Origin of the sequence: Anaerovibrio sp. (assembly GCF_045637405.1) — a bacterium.
Taxonomy (GTDB): Bacteria; Bacillota; Negativicutes; order Selenomonadales; family Selenomonadaceae; genus Anaerovibrio.
In genome coordinates this window covers 1-14,351 of record NZ_JAZTZI010000158.1, presented here as the reverse complement: position 1 = coordinate 14,351, position 14,351 = coordinate 1, and the positions used below count along the sequence as shown (strand labels likewise).

26 protein-coding genes and 1 pseudogene are annotated in these 14,351 nt (G+C 46.8%); all 27 read right to left on the bottom strand.

What is annotated here, in order from left to right; genetic code table 11:
- Positions 1–166: pseudogene (locus ACKI5G_RS11105) on the bottom strand (preprotein translocase subunit SecY); the annotation flags it as partial.
- A gap of 1 nt (position 167) precedes the next feature.
- On the bottom strand, positions 168–608 hold the full coding sequence (rplO, locus tag ACKI5G_RS11100; RefSeq protein WP_407400356.1) for a 50S ribosomal protein L15: 441 nt from the start codon (positions 606–608) through the stop codon (positions 168–170).
- Between the two features lie 24 nt (positions 609–632).
- Complete coding sequence (gene rpmD / locus ACKI5G_RS11095) at positions 633–815, bottom strand: 50S ribosomal protein L30 (protein ID WP_027397567.1); 183 nt, start codon at positions 813–815, stop codon at positions 633–635.
- A 13-nt stretch (positions 816–828) separates the two neighbouring features.
- A complete protein-coding gene (rpsE, locus tag ACKI5G_RS11090) occupies positions 829–1,329 on the bottom strand; it encodes a 30S ribosomal protein S5 (protein ID WP_027397566.1) in 501 nt (166 codons plus the stop codon).
- Positions 1,330–1,351: 22 nt separating this feature from the next.
- Positions 1,352–1,711, bottom strand: coding sequence for a 50S ribosomal protein L18 (rplR, locus tag ACKI5G_RS11085; protein ID WP_027397565.1), 360 nt, complete (start codon positions 1,709–1,711; stop codon positions 1,352–1,354).
- Between the two features lie 23 nt (positions 1,712–1,734).
- On the bottom strand, positions 1,735–2,286 hold the full coding sequence (gene rplF / locus ACKI5G_RS11080; protein WP_407400353.1) for a 50S ribosomal protein L6: 552 nt from the start codon (positions 2,284–2,286) through the stop codon (positions 1,735–1,737).
- A gap of 26 nt (positions 2,287–2,312) precedes the next feature.
- Positions 2,313–2,711 (bottom strand): 30S ribosomal protein S8, encoded by a 399-nt coding sequence (gene rpsH, locus ACKI5G_RS11075; protein ID WP_085022927.1) that lies wholly within the window; start codon positions 2,709–2,711, stop codon positions 2,313–2,315.
- Positions 2,712–2,747: 36 nt separating this feature from the next.
- Positions 2,748–2,933 carry a type Z 30S ribosomal protein S14 gene (locus ACKI5G_RS11070; protein ID WP_027397562.1) on the bottom strand — a complete coding sequence of 62 codons (186 nt, stop codon included), beginning with the start codon at positions 2,931–2,933 and terminating at the stop codon, positions 2,748–2,750.
- Positions 2,934–2,950: 17 nt separating this feature from the next.
- The gene (rplE, locus tag ACKI5G_RS11065) at positions 2,951–3,490 is read right to left on the bottom strand and encodes a 50S ribosomal protein L5 (RefSeq protein WP_027397561.1); all 540 of its coding nucleotides are present in this window, start codon (positions 3,488–3,490) and stop codon (positions 2,951–2,953) included.
- A gap of 21 nt (positions 3,491–3,511) precedes the next feature.
- Positions 3,512–3,844, bottom strand: a complete 333-nt coding sequence (gene rplX / locus ACKI5G_RS11060) for a 50S ribosomal protein L24 (RefSeq protein WP_027397560.1) — start codon at positions 3,842–3,844, stop codon at positions 3,512–3,514.
- An 18-nt stretch (positions 3,845–3,862) separates the two neighbouring features.
- Entirely contained in the window at positions 3,863–4,231 is a 369-nt protein-coding gene (rplN, locus tag ACKI5G_RS11055; protein WP_027397559.1) for a 50S ribosomal protein L14, read from the bottom strand.
- A 39-nt stretch (positions 4,232–4,270) separates the two neighbouring features.
- A complete protein-coding gene (rpsQ, locus tag ACKI5G_RS11050) occupies positions 4,271–4,528 on the bottom strand; it encodes a 30S ribosomal protein S17 (protein WP_027397558.1) in 258 nt (85 codons plus the stop codon).
- A gap of 38 nt (positions 4,529–4,566) precedes the next feature.
- Complete coding sequence (gene rpmC / locus ACKI5G_RS11045; protein WP_027397557.1) at positions 4,567–4,758, bottom strand: 50S ribosomal protein L29; 192 nt, start codon at positions 4,756–4,758, stop codon at positions 4,567–4,569.
- Entirely contained in the window at positions 4,748–5,191 is a 444-nt protein-coding gene (rplP, locus tag ACKI5G_RS11040; RefSeq protein ID WP_027397556.1) for a 50S ribosomal protein L16, read from the bottom strand. Before rplP ends, rpmC begins: the two co-directional genes overlap by 11 nt.
- Positions 5,191–5,859 carry a 30S ribosomal protein S3 gene (gene rpsC / locus ACKI5G_RS11035; RefSeq protein ID WP_027397555.1) on the bottom strand — a complete coding sequence of 223 codons (669 nt, stop codon included), beginning with the start codon at positions 5,857–5,859 and terminating at the stop codon, positions 5,191–5,193. Before rpsC ends, rplP begins: the two co-directional genes overlap by 1 nt.
- An 18-nt stretch (positions 5,860–5,877) precedes the next feature.
- Complete coding sequence (rplV, locus tag ACKI5G_RS11030; protein WP_027397554.1) at positions 5,878–6,210, bottom strand: 50S ribosomal protein L22; 333 nt, start codon at positions 6,208–6,210, stop codon at positions 5,878–5,880.
- 23 nt (positions 6,211–6,233) lie between these two features.
- Entirely contained in the window at positions 6,234–6,515 is a 282-nt protein-coding gene (rpsS, locus tag ACKI5G_RS11025) for a 30S ribosomal protein S19 (protein WP_027397553.1), read from the bottom strand.
- Between the two features lie 28 nt (positions 6,516–6,543).
- Complete coding sequence (rplB, locus tag ACKI5G_RS11020; protein ID WP_027397552.1) at positions 6,544–7,371, bottom strand: 50S ribosomal protein L2; 828 nt, start codon at positions 7,369–7,371, stop codon at positions 6,544–6,546.
- Between the two features lie 25 nt (positions 7,372–7,396).
- Positions 7,397–7,678 (bottom strand): 50S ribosomal protein L23, encoded by a 282-nt coding sequence (rplW, locus tag ACKI5G_RS11015; protein ID WP_027397551.1) that lies wholly within the window; start codon positions 7,676–7,678, stop codon positions 7,397–7,399.
- Positions 7,678–8,301, bottom strand: a complete 624-nt coding sequence (rplD, locus tag ACKI5G_RS11010) for a 50S ribosomal protein L4 (protein WP_085022935.1) — start codon at positions 8,299–8,301, stop codon at positions 7,678–7,680. Before rplD ends, rplW begins: the two co-directional genes overlap by 1 nt.
- 22 nt (positions 8,302–8,323) lie before the next feature.
- The gene (rplC, locus tag ACKI5G_RS11005; protein ID WP_027397549.1) at positions 8,324–8,968 is read right to left on the bottom strand and encodes a 50S ribosomal protein L3; all 645 of its coding nucleotides are present in this window, start codon (positions 8,966–8,968) and stop codon (positions 8,324–8,326) included.
- A 15-nt stretch (positions 8,969–8,983) separates the two neighbouring features.
- Positions 8,984–9,295 carry a 30S ribosomal protein S10 gene (gene rpsJ, locus ACKI5G_RS11000; RefSeq protein ID WP_027397548.1) on the bottom strand — a complete coding sequence of 104 codons (312 nt, stop codon included), beginning with the start codon at positions 9,293–9,295 and terminating at the stop codon, positions 8,984–8,986.
- Positions 9,296–9,563: 268 nt separating this feature from the next.
- A complete protein-coding gene (gene tuf, locus ACKI5G_RS10995; RefSeq protein ID WP_027397547.1) occupies positions 9,564–10,751 on the bottom strand; it encodes an elongation factor Tu in 1,188 nt (395 codons plus the stop codon).
- 20 nt (positions 10,752–10,771) lie between these two features.
- The gene (fusA, locus tag ACKI5G_RS10990) at positions 10,772–12,850 is read right to left on the bottom strand and encodes an elongation factor G (RefSeq protein ID WP_407400345.1); all 2,079 of its coding nucleotides are present in this window, start codon (positions 12,848–12,850) and stop codon (positions 10,772–10,774) included.
- A gap of 38 nt (positions 12,851–12,888) precedes the next feature.
- Positions 12,889–13,359 (bottom strand): 30S ribosomal protein S7, encoded by a 471-nt coding sequence (gene rpsG / locus ACKI5G_RS10985; protein WP_407400343.1) that lies wholly within the window; start codon positions 13,357–13,359, stop codon positions 12,889–12,891.
- A 55-nt stretch (positions 13,360–13,414) separates the two neighbouring features.
- Positions 13,415–13,798: a 30S ribosomal protein S12 gene (gene rpsL / locus ACKI5G_RS10980; RefSeq protein ID WP_027397544.1), complete on the bottom strand. Its 384-nt coding sequence runs from the start codon at positions 13,796–13,798 to the stop codon at positions 13,415–13,417.
- A gap of 83 nt (positions 13,799–13,881) precedes the next feature.
- Positions 13,882–14,139, bottom strand: a complete 258-nt coding sequence (locus ACKI5G_RS10975; RefSeq protein ID WP_407400341.1) for a L7Ae/L30e/S12e/Gadd45 family ribosomal protein — start codon at positions 14,137–14,139, stop codon at positions 13,882–13,884.
- Positions 14,140–14,351: the final 212 nt, after the last annotated feature.

The following is a 14,351-nucleotide window of genomic DNA, read 5'->3' as shown; positions in this document are numbered from 1 at the left end:
ATCCGAAAAGACTTCCGTTATTGAACAAAGCCTCAATAGCTGAAGGGTCAACTCCAGGAACTGGGATATGAGTACCCATCCGGAAGATGGCGAACATAATCAGCGTGAAGGTAATCTTTGCTCTTAATTCTGGAATCTTATACACATTGGTGAGAGCTGATATCAACTCAGATCACCTCAACTTTTCCACCTGCTTTTGTGATTTTCTCCTCAGCAGACTTGGTAAAGCCGTTAGCAACAACGGTCAGCTTCTTGGTGAGCTCACCCTTGCCCAGGATGCGGATACCATCGCGAACATTCTTCAGTACGCCCATCTCGATCAATGCAACTGCATCAACGGTAGCGCCATCATCAAAACGGTTCAGGGTCTCAACATTAACCTCAGCATAAACCTTAGCAAAAATGTTCTTGAAACCACGCTTTGGTAATCTACGATATAAAGGCATCTGACCGCCCTCAAAACCGGTGCGAACGCCGCCGCCGGAACGGGACTTCTGACCCTTCTGGCCTCTGCCGGAGGTCTTGCCATTACCGCTGCCCAGACCACGACCAACGCGGAAAGCGTTCTTGCGGGAACCAGGAGCTGGAGATAATTCATTTAACTTCATCTTTTAAGTGCACCTCCTTGAATCTCAAGCCTGCTCTTCAACAGTTACGAGATGCTCTACCTTGTGGATCTGACCACGGAGAGACTCACTGTCTGGAAGCTCTACTGAGGAATTTAACTTCTTGAGTCCTAATGCTTTAATAGTAGCACGCTGAGTAGCTGGACGGCCAATCAGGCTTCTAGTGAGAGTAATTTTTAAATTTGCCATTTCAAAACCCTCCTTAACCTAAAAGTTCCTGTACGGTCTTACCGCGAAGCTCAGCTACCTTCTCAGCCTGCTTCAGCTGCTCAAGACCCTTCAAGGTTGCACGAACCATGTTATTAGGATTGGAAGAACCAAGGGACTTGGTCAAAATATCCTTAATACCAGCAAGCTCGAGAACTGCACGAGCTGGGCCACCAGCGATAACACCAGTACCTTTTGCAGCTGGCTTCATCAGTACACGGCCTGCACCGAAAATACCAATCATCTCATGTGGGATAGTAGTACCCTTCAGAGAAACATCAATAAGGTTCTTCTTAGCGTCTTCAACGCCCTTGCGAATTGCCTCTGGAACCTCTGCAGCCTTACCTAAGCCTGCACCAACCTGACCCTTCTCATTACCAACAACAACAAGTGCGCTGAAGGAGAAGCGACGGCCGCCCTTTACAACCTTGGCAACTCTATTAATATATACAACTTTTTCCTGGAACTCAGGAGTCTCGTTGTCCATTCTAGCCATCTATGTACCTCCTTTACAAAAATTAGAATTTCAAGCCAGCTTCACGAGCGGCTTCAGCAAGTGCTGCAACACGGCCATGATATACATAACCACCACGGTCGAAAACTACTTCAGTAATGCCCTTTTCCAGAGCGCGCTTAGCAACTGCCTCGCCTACTGCCTTGGCAGCCTCGATATTACCACCGTAGTTCTTGAAATCCTTATCCTTTGTGCTGGCAGATACGAGAGTAACACCATTAACATCGTCGATAACCTGAGCGTAAATATTGCTCAAGCTGCGGAATACGTTAAGACGTGGTCTCTCAGCAGTGCCGGAAATATGATTGCGTACACGCAGGTGACGCTTCTGACGAGCTTTATTTTTATCTTCCTTAACAAACACTGTCGGTTACTCCTTTCTGGTTATTATTTCTTACCCTTAGCGCCAGCCTTACCTACCTTGCGGCGTACATATTCGCCTTCGTACTTAATACCCTTGCCCTTATATGGCTCTGGTCTTCTGTAGTCGCGAACCTTAGCTGCGATAGCGCCAACAACTTCCTTATCAATACCGTTTACAACGATCTTGGTAGGATTTGGTACCTCGAAAACGATACCAGTAGGTGGCTCAACAATAACTGGGTGAGAGAAACCAAGAGACAGGTTCAGGTTCTTGCCCTGGAGCTGTGCTCTGTAACCAACACCATTGATCTCAAGAGTCTTTGCGTAACCCTCAGTTACACCAACAACCATATTGTTGATCAGGGTACGGGTAAGACCATGGAGAGATCTGTGATCTTTATTATCTGAAGGACGCTCTACAGTGAGTACACCGTCCTCTAATTTAATCTTCATATCCTGGCTGAAAGAGCGAACTAACTCACCCTTTGGGCCCTTTACGGTAACCTTATTGCCATCCTCAACCTTAACGTTTACGCCAGCTGGGATAGTAATAGGTGCTCTACCAATTCTAGACATCTGTACACCTCCTGACTTCTAAATAATTACCAAATGTAAGCTACAACCTCGCCGCCGAGACCAGCCTTGCGAGCATTCTTATCGCTCATGATTCCCTTGGAAGTGGAAATGATGGCGATACCCAAACCACCGAGAACTCTAGGGAGCTCAGCAGCCTTTGCATACTGGCGCAGGCCTGGCTTGGAAATACGCTTAATACCAGTAATTACCTTCTCACGGTTAGGACCGTACTTCAGGGATACAGTGATTACGCCCTGCTTACCATCCTCAGTGAAAGTGAAGTCATTGATGAAGCCCTCTTCCTTAAGAACGCCAGCGATGGCCTTCTTAATGTTGGAACCAGGAATCTCAACCTTTTCATGATAAACGGAGTTTGCATTACGCAAACGAGTCAACATATCTGCAATAGGATCAGTCATTACCATTTAAACCGATATCCTCCTTTCATTTTCGCCTTTAAGTTACCAGCTAGCCTTGGTTACGCCAGGAATGGCACCCTTGTAGCTCTGCTCTCTGAAACAAATACGGCACATATCGAACTTTCTGATATAACCGTGCGGACGACCGCAAATCTTACATCTGTTGTACTTGCGAACAGGGAACTTTGGCTCCTTGCTCCACTTTTCAATCATTGCCTTCTTGGCCACAGTCAGTACCTCCTTCTTTACGCTTTAAAAGGCATACCCATGAGCTTTAAGAGCTCGCGAGCTTCCTCATCAGTCTTGGCAGTTGTTACAACTACGATATTCATACCGCGGAGCTTGTCAATCTTGTCATACTCAATTTCAGGGAAAATGAGCTGCTCCTTCAGGCCGATTGCGTAGTTACCGCGACCGTCGAAAGAATTGGAACCGATACCACGGAAGTCACGAACGCGTGGAAGTGCAACATTCATGAACTTGTCGAGGAACTGATACATGCGAACGCCACGAAGAGTAACCTTTGCGCCGATTGGCATGCCCTGACGAAGCTTCCAAGCTGCCAGAGATTTCTTTGCTCTGGTGAGAATAGGCTTCTGGCCTGCGATAATAGTCAGATCATTTACTGCGGAGTCAAGAGCCTTAGGATTACCTACAGCCTCGCCAACACCCATGTTAATGATAATCTTAGAGATTTTTGGGAGCTCCATAACATTCTTGTAACCGAACTTTTCGGTCAGAGCAGGAACTACCTCTTTAATGTACTTTTCCTGTAATCTATCCACTAGATGGTCCTCCTTTCCTTATTATTTGGTCTGGTCTACAACTTCGCCGCACTTCTTGCAGGCGCGTACAGACTTACCATTTACATCCTTGTGTGCAATACGGGTAGCCTTGCCACAAGCTGGGCATACGAGCATAACCTTTGCCGCAAACATAGGAGCTTCTTTAACAAGGATGCCACCCTGTGGGGCACTCTGATTTGGCTTAGTGTGACGCTTAACCTTGTTAACGCCCTCAACTACAACCTTATTTTTCTTAGGCAGAGCCTGGATAACCTTGCCCTGCTTGCCTTTATCTTTGCCAGACAATACCAGTACGGTATCGCCCTTCTTTACATGCAGTTTTGTAATGGACAAAATAGCACCTCCTAACTATCAAAGAACTTCTGGAGCCAGGGAGACGATCTTCATGAAATCTTTATCACGAAGCTCTCTTGCTACTGGTCCAAAAATACGGGTTCCTCTTGGAGTCTTATCCTCCTTGATAATTACGGCAGCGTTTTCGTCGAAACGAATGTAAGAACCGTCGTTACGACGCTGGCCCTTCTTGGAACGTACTACAACGGCCTTAACAACGTCACCCTTCTTTACCATACCGCCAGGGGATGCAGATTTTACTGCAGCCACAATAATATCACCAATGTTAGCATACTTGCGATAAGAACCGCCAAGAACACGGATGCACATAATTTCCTTAGCACCGGTGTTGTCGCCAACATTGAGTAAAGTCTGTTGCTGAATCATCAGTTAACCTCCTCAACCAGAATTTCCATCATCAGGAAATTATTTAGCTTTCTCAACGATCTCTACAAGTCTCCAACGCTTATCCTTGGAAAGTGGACGGGTTTCCATAATGGAAACAGTGTCACCAATGTGAGCCTCGTTATTTTCATCATGGGCCTTGAACTTAACAGTCTTCTTAACGGCCTTCTTATATAATGCATGCTGCTCGATGTCAAGAACTGCTACTACAATAGTCTTGTCCATCTTGTCGCTTACAACTTTACCAATTTTAGTCTTGCGTTCATTTCTTTCGCTCATTAGGGAGCCTCCTTTCATCTGCATATCAATTCGTTCAATTAAGCATTAGCCTGTTCAGTCTGTACAGTCTTAATACGGGCAATAGTCTTCTTTACTTCCTTGATACGCATTGGGTTCTCCAACTGGCCAGTAGCGAGCTGGAAACGGAGGTTAAATAACTCCTCTTTGAGAGAAGCAAGTTTCTGGTTAAGTTCCTCAGCGCTCAAATCACGAATTTCATTAACCTTCATTTACTTCACCGCCCTCTGCTTCTAAATCTTCACGAACTACGAACTTTGTCTTGATTGGGAGCTTGTGGCCTGCAAGACGCATAGCCTCAGCAGCTACCTCACGAGAAACGCCGTCCATTTCGAACATTACACGGCCTGGCTTAACTACTGCTACCCAGTACTCTGGTGAACCCTTACCGGAACCCATACGAGTCTCAGCAGGCTTTGCAGTTACAGGCTTGTCAGGGAAAATCTTGATCCAAACCTTACCGCCACGCTTAATGTAACGAGTCATAGCAATACGGGCTGCCTCAATCTGTCTGTTAGTGATCCATGCTGGCTCGAGAGCTACAAGACCATACTCACCATGAGAAACCTTGTTACCACGCTGAGCCTTACCCTTCATGCGACCACGGAACTGTTTACGATATTTTACTCTCTTTGGTAATAACATTAAGCTTCGCTCCCTTCAACAGCAGCAACAGGCTGCTTTCTCTCAGGAAGAACCTCACCCTTGAAGATCCAAACCTTGATACCGATACGGCCATAGGTGGTAGCTGCCTCAGCAGTACCATAGTCGATGTCAGCTCTCAGAGTATGAAGAGGAATGGAACCCTCACGATAGGATTCGCTACGTGCGATTTCAGCGCCGCCGAGACGACCGGAGCACATAATCTTAATACCCTTTGCACCAAGACGCATAGTACGGCCTACAGCCTGCTTCATAGCACGACGGAAAGCAATACGACGCTCCAGGGAGCCTGCAATGTTCTCAGCTACCAGAGTTGCATCCATATCTGGATTCTTAATCTCCTCAATGCTGATGTCTACATTGCTGTTAGTGAACTTCTTGAGACCAGCCTTGATCTGCTCAATGCCGGAACCACCGCGGCCGATTACCATACCAGGCTTTGCAGTGTGGATAGTCAGCTTCAGACGGTTCTTAGAACGCTCAGTCTCAATCTTGGAAACGCCGGAGCTCTGAAGAAGGTTCTTCAGGTGACGGCGAATTTTAATATCTTCATGCAGATTAGCTGCATAATCTTTGCCAGCATACCACTTAGCATCCCAAGTCTTTACGATGCCAAGTCTTATACCATGTGGATTTACTTTCTGACCCAAGTTTATAACCTCCTTTTATTACTTTTCGTCTACTGCTACGGTGATGTGGGAAGAACGCTTCAAAATCTTGAAGGCCTGGCCACGGGAACGTGGATGAATACGCTTCATAGTTGGTCCCTGATCAACGAAACAAGAAGAAACATAGAGGTTATCAACATTCATATCAAAGTTGTTCTCAGCGTTTGCTACTGCAGACTTGAGAACCTTTTCTATAGCTTCAGCACCAACTTTTGGTGTGAACTTTAAAATCGCAAATGCCTCAGCAACGCTCTTGCCACGGATAAGATCCATAACTACGCGTACCTTGCGAGGTGCAATGCGAACATATTTAGCAACTGCTTTTGCTTCCACAGAGGAATCCTCCTTTCAATATCTTATCTAAGACCGGTCTTTCTCTCTTCACCGGCATGACCCTTGAATGTACGAGTTGGTGCGAACTCACCAAGCTTGTGGCCAACCATGTCCTCAGTTACATAAACTGGAACGTGCTTGCGGCCATCGTGTACAGCGATAGTGTGACCAACGAAAGTTGGCAGAATAGTTGAACTTCTGGACCAGGTCTTTACGACCTTCTTGTCGTTAGCTGCATTCAGGGCATCAATCTTCTTAGTTAAGCTTTCATGAACATAAGGTCCCTTTTTTACTGATCTTGACAATTTATATCCTCCTTCCGGTGATTATCTCTTATTTGGTACGGCCTTTAACGATTAACTTATCAGAAGCCTTCTTACGGCGGGTCTTAGCACCCATAGCGCACTTACCCCATTTAGTAACAGGATGCTTGCGGCCAACTGGGGAACGGCCCTCACCACCACCATGTGGATGGTCATTAGGGTTCATAGCTACACCGCGGTTTTCAGGGCGGATACCCAACCAGCGGTTACGGCCAGCCTTACCAATAGTGATGTTCATATGCTCGGCATTGCCAACTACACCGATAGTTGCACGGCAGTTAACATGTACCTTACGCATTTCACCGGATGGCATACGAAGGGTTGCATAGTCACCCTCAATTGCCATGAGCTGTGCAGAAGCACCAGCAGAACGAACCAGCTGAGCACCCTTACCAATCTTAAGTTCAATATTGTGAACCTCGGTACCTACTGGAATGTTCTTTAATGGGAGACAGTTACCTGGCTTTATATCGGCATTAGGACCGGACTCAACCATGTCTCCTACCTTAAGACCGTTAGGAGCGATAATATAACGCTTCTCACCGTCTACATAATTTAAAAGTGCAATACGGGCACTGCGGTTTGGATCGTACTCGATAGTTGCAACGCGTGCTGGGATACCATCCTTAGTACGCTTGAAGTCGATAATACGATATAAACGCTTATGGCCGCCGCCCTGATGACGAACGGTCAATCTACCCTGCTGATTACGACCACCGTGCTTCTTCAGACGCTCAACGAGGGACTTCTCAGGCTTATCAGTAGTGATTTCATCGAAAGATGCTACAGTCATGAATCTTCTGCCTGCAGAATATGGTTTAAAACTCTTTACTGCCACTTAATTAACCTCCTTTTCCCTAATCTTACGCTTCGAAGAACTCGATGGTTTCGCCAGCTGCAAGTTTAACAATAGCTTTCTTATAATCGGAACGCTTACCAACGAAGCGACCCATACGCTTTTTCTTACCTTCAACATTGACGGTGTTTACACCAGCAACCTTTACATTGAAGATAGTAGAAACTGCCTTGGCAATTTCAATCTTGTTGGCAGCCTTGGCTACCTCAAATACATATTTGCCCTCAGCCATGAGAGTAGTGCTCTTTTCAGTAATGAGAGGGCGAATGATAATATCACGTGCTTCCATTATGCGTATACCTCCTCAATACGAGCGATGGCATCCTTAGTGATGAACAGCTTGTCAGCGTTCAGGATGTCAAATACATTCAGGCCGATAGTGTTAATGGTCTTAACACCTGGGATATTACGGGAAGACTTGTCAACGTTCTCTGCATAGTCTGCAGTAACGATGAGAGCCTTGTTATCTACACTGAAGCTCTCCAGCATCTTAACAACTTCCTTAGTCTTAGGAGCGTCGAAATTAATGCTGTCGAGAACTACGATTTCACCATTAGCAACCTTGTCAGACAGGGCGCACATGATAGCAAGGCGACGCTGCTTACGAGGCATGCTGAATGCGTAGGAACGTGGGGATGGACCGAATACGGTACCGCCACCTACCCAAATTGGGGAACGGGTGGAACCACTGCGAGCACGGCCAGTACCCTTCTGCTTCCAAGGCTTACGGCCACCGCCGCGAACCATGCTACGGGTCTTGGTGGCATGATTACCATGACGCTGAGCAGCAAGCTGCATAACTACAGCCTGATGTACCAGACCTGCGTTCATCTCTACGCCAAAAATATTTTCATTTAATTCGAGATCGCCAACCTTCTTGTTAGCGATGTCGTAAATTGCTACTGTAGGCATTATTACTTATCCTCCTTCCGAATTAGTTTTTACCCGGTTTAACGGTTGCCTTTACAATTACGAGGCCCTTCTTAGGACCAGGAATTGCGCCCTTGATAAGGAGCAGGTTACGATCTGCATCAACTCTAACAATGGAGAGACGCTGTACGGTAACCTTGTTGCCGCCCATCTGACCTGGCAGCTTCTTACCTTTAAGAACACGACCACCGTGACCACTGATCATCGCACCTGTAGAACCAGGCTCACGATGAGACTTGGAACCATGTCCCATTGGTCCACGAGCAAAATTATGACGCTTGATACCACCGGCAAAACCCTTACCCTTGGAAGTACCAGTAACGTCAACTAATTCTCCGGCGGAAAATATGTCAACACCGATTACATCACCAGTGTTATATTCAGAAGCATCAGTCAAACGCATCTCGCGGATGTACTTAACAGGAGTAACACCAGCCTTTGCGAAATGACCCTTCATAGGCTTGTTTACCTTGTGTTCCTTGACTACGCCGAAGCCAAGCTGTACTGCATTATAACCATCATTTTCAACAGTCTTGTTCTGTACAACTACATTGTTGCCAGACTCAACAACTGTAACTGGAACAACCTGACCCTCTTCAGTGAAGATCTGAGTCATGCCCAGCTTTCTACCTAAAATTGCTTTAGCCAATTATTCCACCTCCTCTTATAACTTAAGCTCGATATCAACACCTGCTGGCAGCTCGAGACGTGTTAACGCATCTACTGTCTTAGGGGTTGGCTCCAGAACATCAATAAGACGCTTGTGAGTTCTCATTTCAAACTGCTCGCGGGAATCCTTATTAACGTGTGGAGAACGCAGAATTGTGTATACCTGCTTCTCAGTTGGGAGCGGAATAGGGCCAGATACCTGTGCACCGGTTCTCTTTGCAGTTTCAACAATTTTAACTGCACTCTGATCCAATGCCTTGTGATCATAAGCCTTCAAACGAATTCTGATTTTCTGCTGCTTAGACAATTTATTTTCCTCCTTCTCGTCCGGGCTCCAGGCCCAAACATTTCTCCGTAGTAGTTCCCTTACTAACGCCCGAAGCGTTGCAAGCCATCTACCACGTCATCGCATTGGGGGTACTTAGAAGCACACCGCTTCTTATTATATATACCATACTGAAAATGTCAATATGGAGAGTACCATAAACCTTATTATAAGGGCGACCCGTGGGCCGCCCTTACTATATAAGGATTTTAGATGAATCTATTTAGTTACTAAGACTAACTGCTTAAGATTAAGCGTCGATCTCAGTTACTCGACCAGCACCTACAGTGTGGCCACCCTCGCGGATAGCGAAGCGGAGACCAGCCTCGATAGCGATTGGAGTGATGAGCTCTACGGACATCTCTACGTTATCGCCAGGCATTACCATTGGTACATCCTCAGGGAGAGTTACAACACCGGTAACGTCAGTAGTTCTGAAGTAGAACTGTGGACGATAGTTGGAAGTGAAAGCAGTGTGACGGCCGCCCTCTTCCTTGGTCAGTACGTAAACCTGACCCTTGAACTTGGTGTGTGGGTTGATGGAACCTGGCTTAGCAAGTACCTGACCACGCTGAATATCCTTACGGTCAACACCACGGAGCAGAGCACCGATGTTATCACCAGCCTGTGCGCTAGGGAGCAGCTTGCGGAACATCTCAATACCAGTTACAACAGTGGAACGAGTCTCTTCAGCAATACCTACGATCTCAACAGTGTCGTTGAGGTTCAGCTCACCACGCTCAACACGGCCAGTTGCTACAGTACCACGACCAGTGATAGTGAATACGTCCTCTACTGGCATCAGGAAAGGCTTATCGGTATCACGGGTAGGGGTTGGGATGTAAGCATCAACCTCAGCCATCAGCTTGAGGATGTTAGCCTTCTGCTCTTCGTCGCCCTCGAGAGCCTTCAGAGCGGAACCAGCAACTACTGGAATGTCATCGCCAGGGAACTCGTAGCTGGAGAGCAGCTCACGAACTTCCATCTCAACGAGCTCGAGGAGCTCAGGATCGTCAACCTGGTCAACCTTGTTGAGGAATACTACCATTGCAGGTACACCTACCTGACGAGCGAGCAGGATGTGCTCACGGGTCTGAGGCATAGGACCATCAGCTGCGGATACTACCAGGATAGCACCATCCATCTGAGCTGCACCAGTGATCATGTTCTTTACATAGTCAGCATGGCCTGGGCAGTCAACGTGTGCATAGTGACGAGCCTCAGTCTCATACTCAACGTGTGCAGTGTTGATGGTGATACCACGCTCTCTCTCCTCTGGAGCCTTATCGATGTTAGCGTAATCCTCGAACTGAGCCATACCCTTCTCAGAGAGAACCTTGGTGATAGCAGCAGTCAGAGTGGTCTTACCATGGTCAACGTGACCGATAGTACCAATGTTAACATGCGGTTTTGTTCTTTCAAATGTTTCCTTTGCCATTTTGGATTATTTCCTCCTTATTATTCGCCTTTATTCTTGGCAATAATGCCATCTGCGATATTTTTAGGAACTTCCTCGTAGTGAGAAACTTCCATTGAGTAGTTACCGCGGCCCTGAGTCTTGGAACGCAAATCAGTGGAATAACCGAACATGCCGGAAAGTGGTACGAAACCGTTGATAACCTGGGCACCATTACGTGCTTCCATGCCATCAATACGACCACGGCGGGAGTTCAGGTCACCGATTACATCGCCCATGTACTCTTCTGGAACGATAACCTCAACCTTAACATAAGGCTCGAGAATTACTGGATCAGCCTTGAGTGCACCGTTCTTGAATGCCATGGAGCCGGCAACCTTGAACGCAGCCTCAGAGGAGTCAACCTCATGGTAAGATCCATCATAAACGATAGCCTTAACATCAACAACTGGGTAACCAGCGAGAACGCCGGCTTCCATAGCCTGCTTAATACCAGCCTCGATTGGGTTGATGAATTCCTTAGGAATAGCACCACCGACAACCTTGTTCTCAAAGCTGAAGCCAGCACCTGGCTCCTGAGGAATGAGCTGGAGTTTGCAGTGACCATACTGGCCATGACCACCGGACTGACGAACGAACTTACCTTCGCAGTCAACTTCCTTACGGATGGTCTCTCTATAAGCAACCTGAGGGTTACCTACTACGCAGTCAACCTTGAACTCACGGAGCATACGGTCAACGATGATCTCCAGGTGAAGCTCACCCATACCGGAGATAATAACCTGACCAGTTTCTTCATCAGTACGAACGCGGAAGGTTGGATCCTCCTCAGCCAGCTTCTGAAGGGCAATACCCATCTTCTCCTGGTCGTTCTTTGTCTTAGGCTCAACTGCTACGGAAATAACTGGATCTGGGAACTCCATGGACTCCAGAATGATTGGTGCGCTCTCATCGCAGAGGGTATCACCAGTGGTGGTGTCCTTGAGGCCTACTGCAGCAGCAATATCACCGCTGTATACAATCTCCAGTTCCTTACGGTTGTTTGCATGCATCTGGAGGATACGGCCGATACGCTCCTTCTTGCCCTTAGTGGAGTTGTACACATAAGAGCCGGAGGAAAGAGTACCGGAGTAAACTCTGAAGAATGCCAGCTTACCAACGAATGGGTCAGCCATAATCTTGAATGCTAATGCAGCAAATGGCTCCTTATCGCTGGAAGGACGGGAATCCTCCTCGCCGGTCTCAGGGTTAACGCCCTTGATAGCGGCGATATCAGTAGGAGCAGGCATGAAGTCAACAACAGCATCCAGCATAGGCTGAACACCCTTGTTGCGGTAAGAAGTACCACAGGTAACAGGGCACATCTTACAAGCAATGGTAGCCTTACGGATTACAGCCTTGATCTCCTCTTCGGAAATCTCCTCACCCTCAAGATACTTCATTGCAAACTCATCATCGAAGTCGGAAAGAGCTTCCATGAGAATCTCATGATACTCTTCAGCCTGATCCTTCATATCAGCAGGAATCTCAACTTCGTCAGCTACCTTACCGAGGTCATCCTCGTAAATGATAGCTTCCATCTTAACAAGGTCAATGATACCCTGGAAATCATCCTCAGCACCGATTGGCAGCTGGATTGCAACTGCATTGGCCTGGAGACGCTCCTTCATCATGTTGATTACGTTAAAGAAATCCGCACCAGTAATATCCATCTTATTTACATAAGCCATACGTGGTACGCTATATTTCTCAGCCTGACGCCATACGGTCTCAGTCTGAGGCTCAACGCCGCCGCGGGCAGTCAGAACTGCAACGGCACCGTCCAATACTCTCAGAGAACGCTCTACCTCTACAGTGAAGTCAACGTGGCCTGGGGTATCAATAATATTGATACGATGTTCCTTCCAATGGCAAGTGGTAGCAGCGGAAGTAATGGTAATACCACGCTCCTGCTCCTGCTCCATCCAGTCCATAGTGGCAGCGCCTTCATGAACCTCACCAATCTTGTGGTTGACACCTGTATAGAAGAGGATACGCTCAGTAGTGGTTGTCTTACCGGCATCGATGTGAGCCATGATACCGATATTACGAGTCTTTTCGAGACTATACTCTCTTGCCACTTGTATATCGCTCCTTAAAACTTAACTACTATAGAAGATTACCAACGATAATATGCGAAAACCTCGTTAGCCTCAGCCATCTTGTGGGTATCTTCCTTCTTCTTAATAGCTGCGCCAGTGTTGTTGGCTGCATCCATCAGCTCACCGGAAAGTCTCTCATCCATGGTCTTCTCGCCACGCAGTCTTGCGTAGTTTACAGTCCAACGAATACCAAGGGTCATGCGGCGGTCAGGACGAACCTCAACTGGAACCTGGTAGTTAGCACCACCAACACGGCGGGCACGAACCTCCAGAACTGGCATAACATTCTTTAATGCAGTCTCAAAAACCTCCAGTGGATCCTGGCCGGTCTTGGAACGAATGATTTCGAATGCATCGTATACTACTCTTTCAGCAACGCCCTTCTTACCAGAAAGCATTACCTTATTGATGAACTTAGTGACGATCTTGGAATGATACACTGGATCCGGTAATACGTCACGCTTAGGTACTGAACCTTTTCTTGGCATCTGTTTTTGCCTCCTTCCATAATCTTCAGTCTTTAGAATTGTTTTTTAGCAGTTCTTATGCTTTCTTAGCCTTAGCGCGCTTAGCACCGTACTTGGATCTACCCTGAGCACGATCCTGAACACCTGCGGTATCCAAGGAACCACGAACAATGTGATAACGTACACCTGGTAAGTCCTTAACACGTCCGCCTCTGATCAAAACAACGCTATGTTCCTGCAGATTATGGCCAATGCCTGGGATGTATGCGGTTACTTCAATGCTATTTGTCAAACGAACACGGGCAACCTTACGCAATGCGGAGTTTGGTTTCTTAGGAGTTGTAGTGTAAACTCTTGTGCAAACGCCACGTTTCTGTGGGCAATTCTTTAATGCCGGTGCTGTAGATTTATCCTGCATGCTCTGTCTGCTCTTGCGAACTAACTGATTAATTGTAGGCATACATGCACCTCCTTCCTTCAAATTGAGTATTTAGTATTTATTCAAATCCCACATCGCCGCCTATGGCAAGTGATATGAAATTTTTAACAATGGCCCTGTTTGAGAACCGCCACTGCAGCAGCCTTAACACCAATCGAGCAGGCCTTGCCAAGTTCCTCCATGGTATATGCTGCTTCCACTGGGATCTCTTTATCCTCGCAGAGTGTTTTTAAGGGCTCTGTAACCCTGCCCTCTGCATTGGCACCCAGAAAAACGCAAGCGACCTGTTCCTTGTTGATGGCTTTGGTTACCTGTTTGATACCTGTAACATGCTCTGCCTTCTTCAATTCATCCAGCTGCATACGCTTCACTCCTATAAATTGGAAATCCTCATACCTTAGGCACAAAGGTATTTTAGCACCCCCTAAAACCAATGTCAACACTTTATTTTTCTAGCTTTTTATTGCACACGTGCTCTGGTGTGTCATAAGTTACATGTATATCATTTGTTATATACTTTTGTCTTTTCATTACGCACACCACTTGCTTTTTTTGGCACACTTAACCAACACCT

Coding starts and splice junctions, on each gene's coding strand:
- rpmC (WP_027397557.1), bottom strand. CDS start 4,758: ATGAAGGTTAATGAAATTCGTGATTTGAGCGCTGAGGAACTTAACCAG.
- ACKI5G_RS10975 (WP_407400341.1), bottom strand. CDS start 14,139: ATGCAGCTGGATGAATTGAAGAAGGCAGAGCATGTTACAGGTATCAAA.
- rpsH (WP_085022927.1), bottom strand. CDS start 2,711: ATGGTAATGACTGATCCTATTGCAGATATGTTGACTCGTTTGCGTAAT.
- rplW (WP_027397551.1), bottom strand. CDS start 7,678: ATGGAAGCACGTGATATTATCATTCGCCCTCTCATTACTGAAAAGAGC.
- rplO (WP_407400356.1), bottom strand. CDS start 608: ATGAAGTTAAATGAATTATCTCCAGCTCCTGGTTCCCGCAAGAACGCT.
- rplF (WP_407400353.1), bottom strand. CDS start 2,286: ATGTCTAGAATTGGTAGAGCACCTATTACTATCCCAGCTGGCGTAAAC.
- rplP (WP_027397556.1), bottom strand. CDS start 5,191: ATGTTATTACCAAAGAGAGTAAAATATCGTAAACAGTTCCGTGGTCGC.
- rpsQ (WP_027397558.1), bottom strand. CDS start 4,528: ATGAGCGAAAGAAATGAACGCAAGACTAAAATTGGTAAAGTTGTAAGC.
- rpsE (WP_027397566.1), bottom strand. CDS start 1,329: ATGGCTAGAATGGACAACGAGACTCCTGAGTTCCAGGAAAAAGTTGTA.
- rplN (WP_027397559.1), bottom strand. CDS start 4,231: ATGATTCAGCAACAGACTTTACTCAATGTTGGCGACAACACCGGTGCT.
- rplD (WP_085022935.1), bottom strand. CDS start 8,301: ATGCCTACAGTAGCAATTTACGACATCGCTAACAAGAAGGTTGGCGAT.
- rpsG (WP_407400343.1), bottom strand. CDS start 13,359: ATGCCAAGAAAAGGTTCAGTACCTAAGCGTGACGTATTACCGGATCCA.
- rpmD (WP_027397567.1), bottom strand. CDS start 815: ATGGCAAATTTAAAAATTACTCTCACTAGAAGCCTGATTGGCCGTCCA.
- rpsL (WP_027397544.1), bottom strand. CDS start 13,798: ATGCCTACAATTAATCAGTTAGTTCGCAAGAGCAGACAGAGCATGCAG.
- tuf (WP_027397547.1), bottom strand. CDS start 10,751: ATGGCAAAGGAAACATTTGAAAGAACAAAACCGCATGTTAACATTGGT.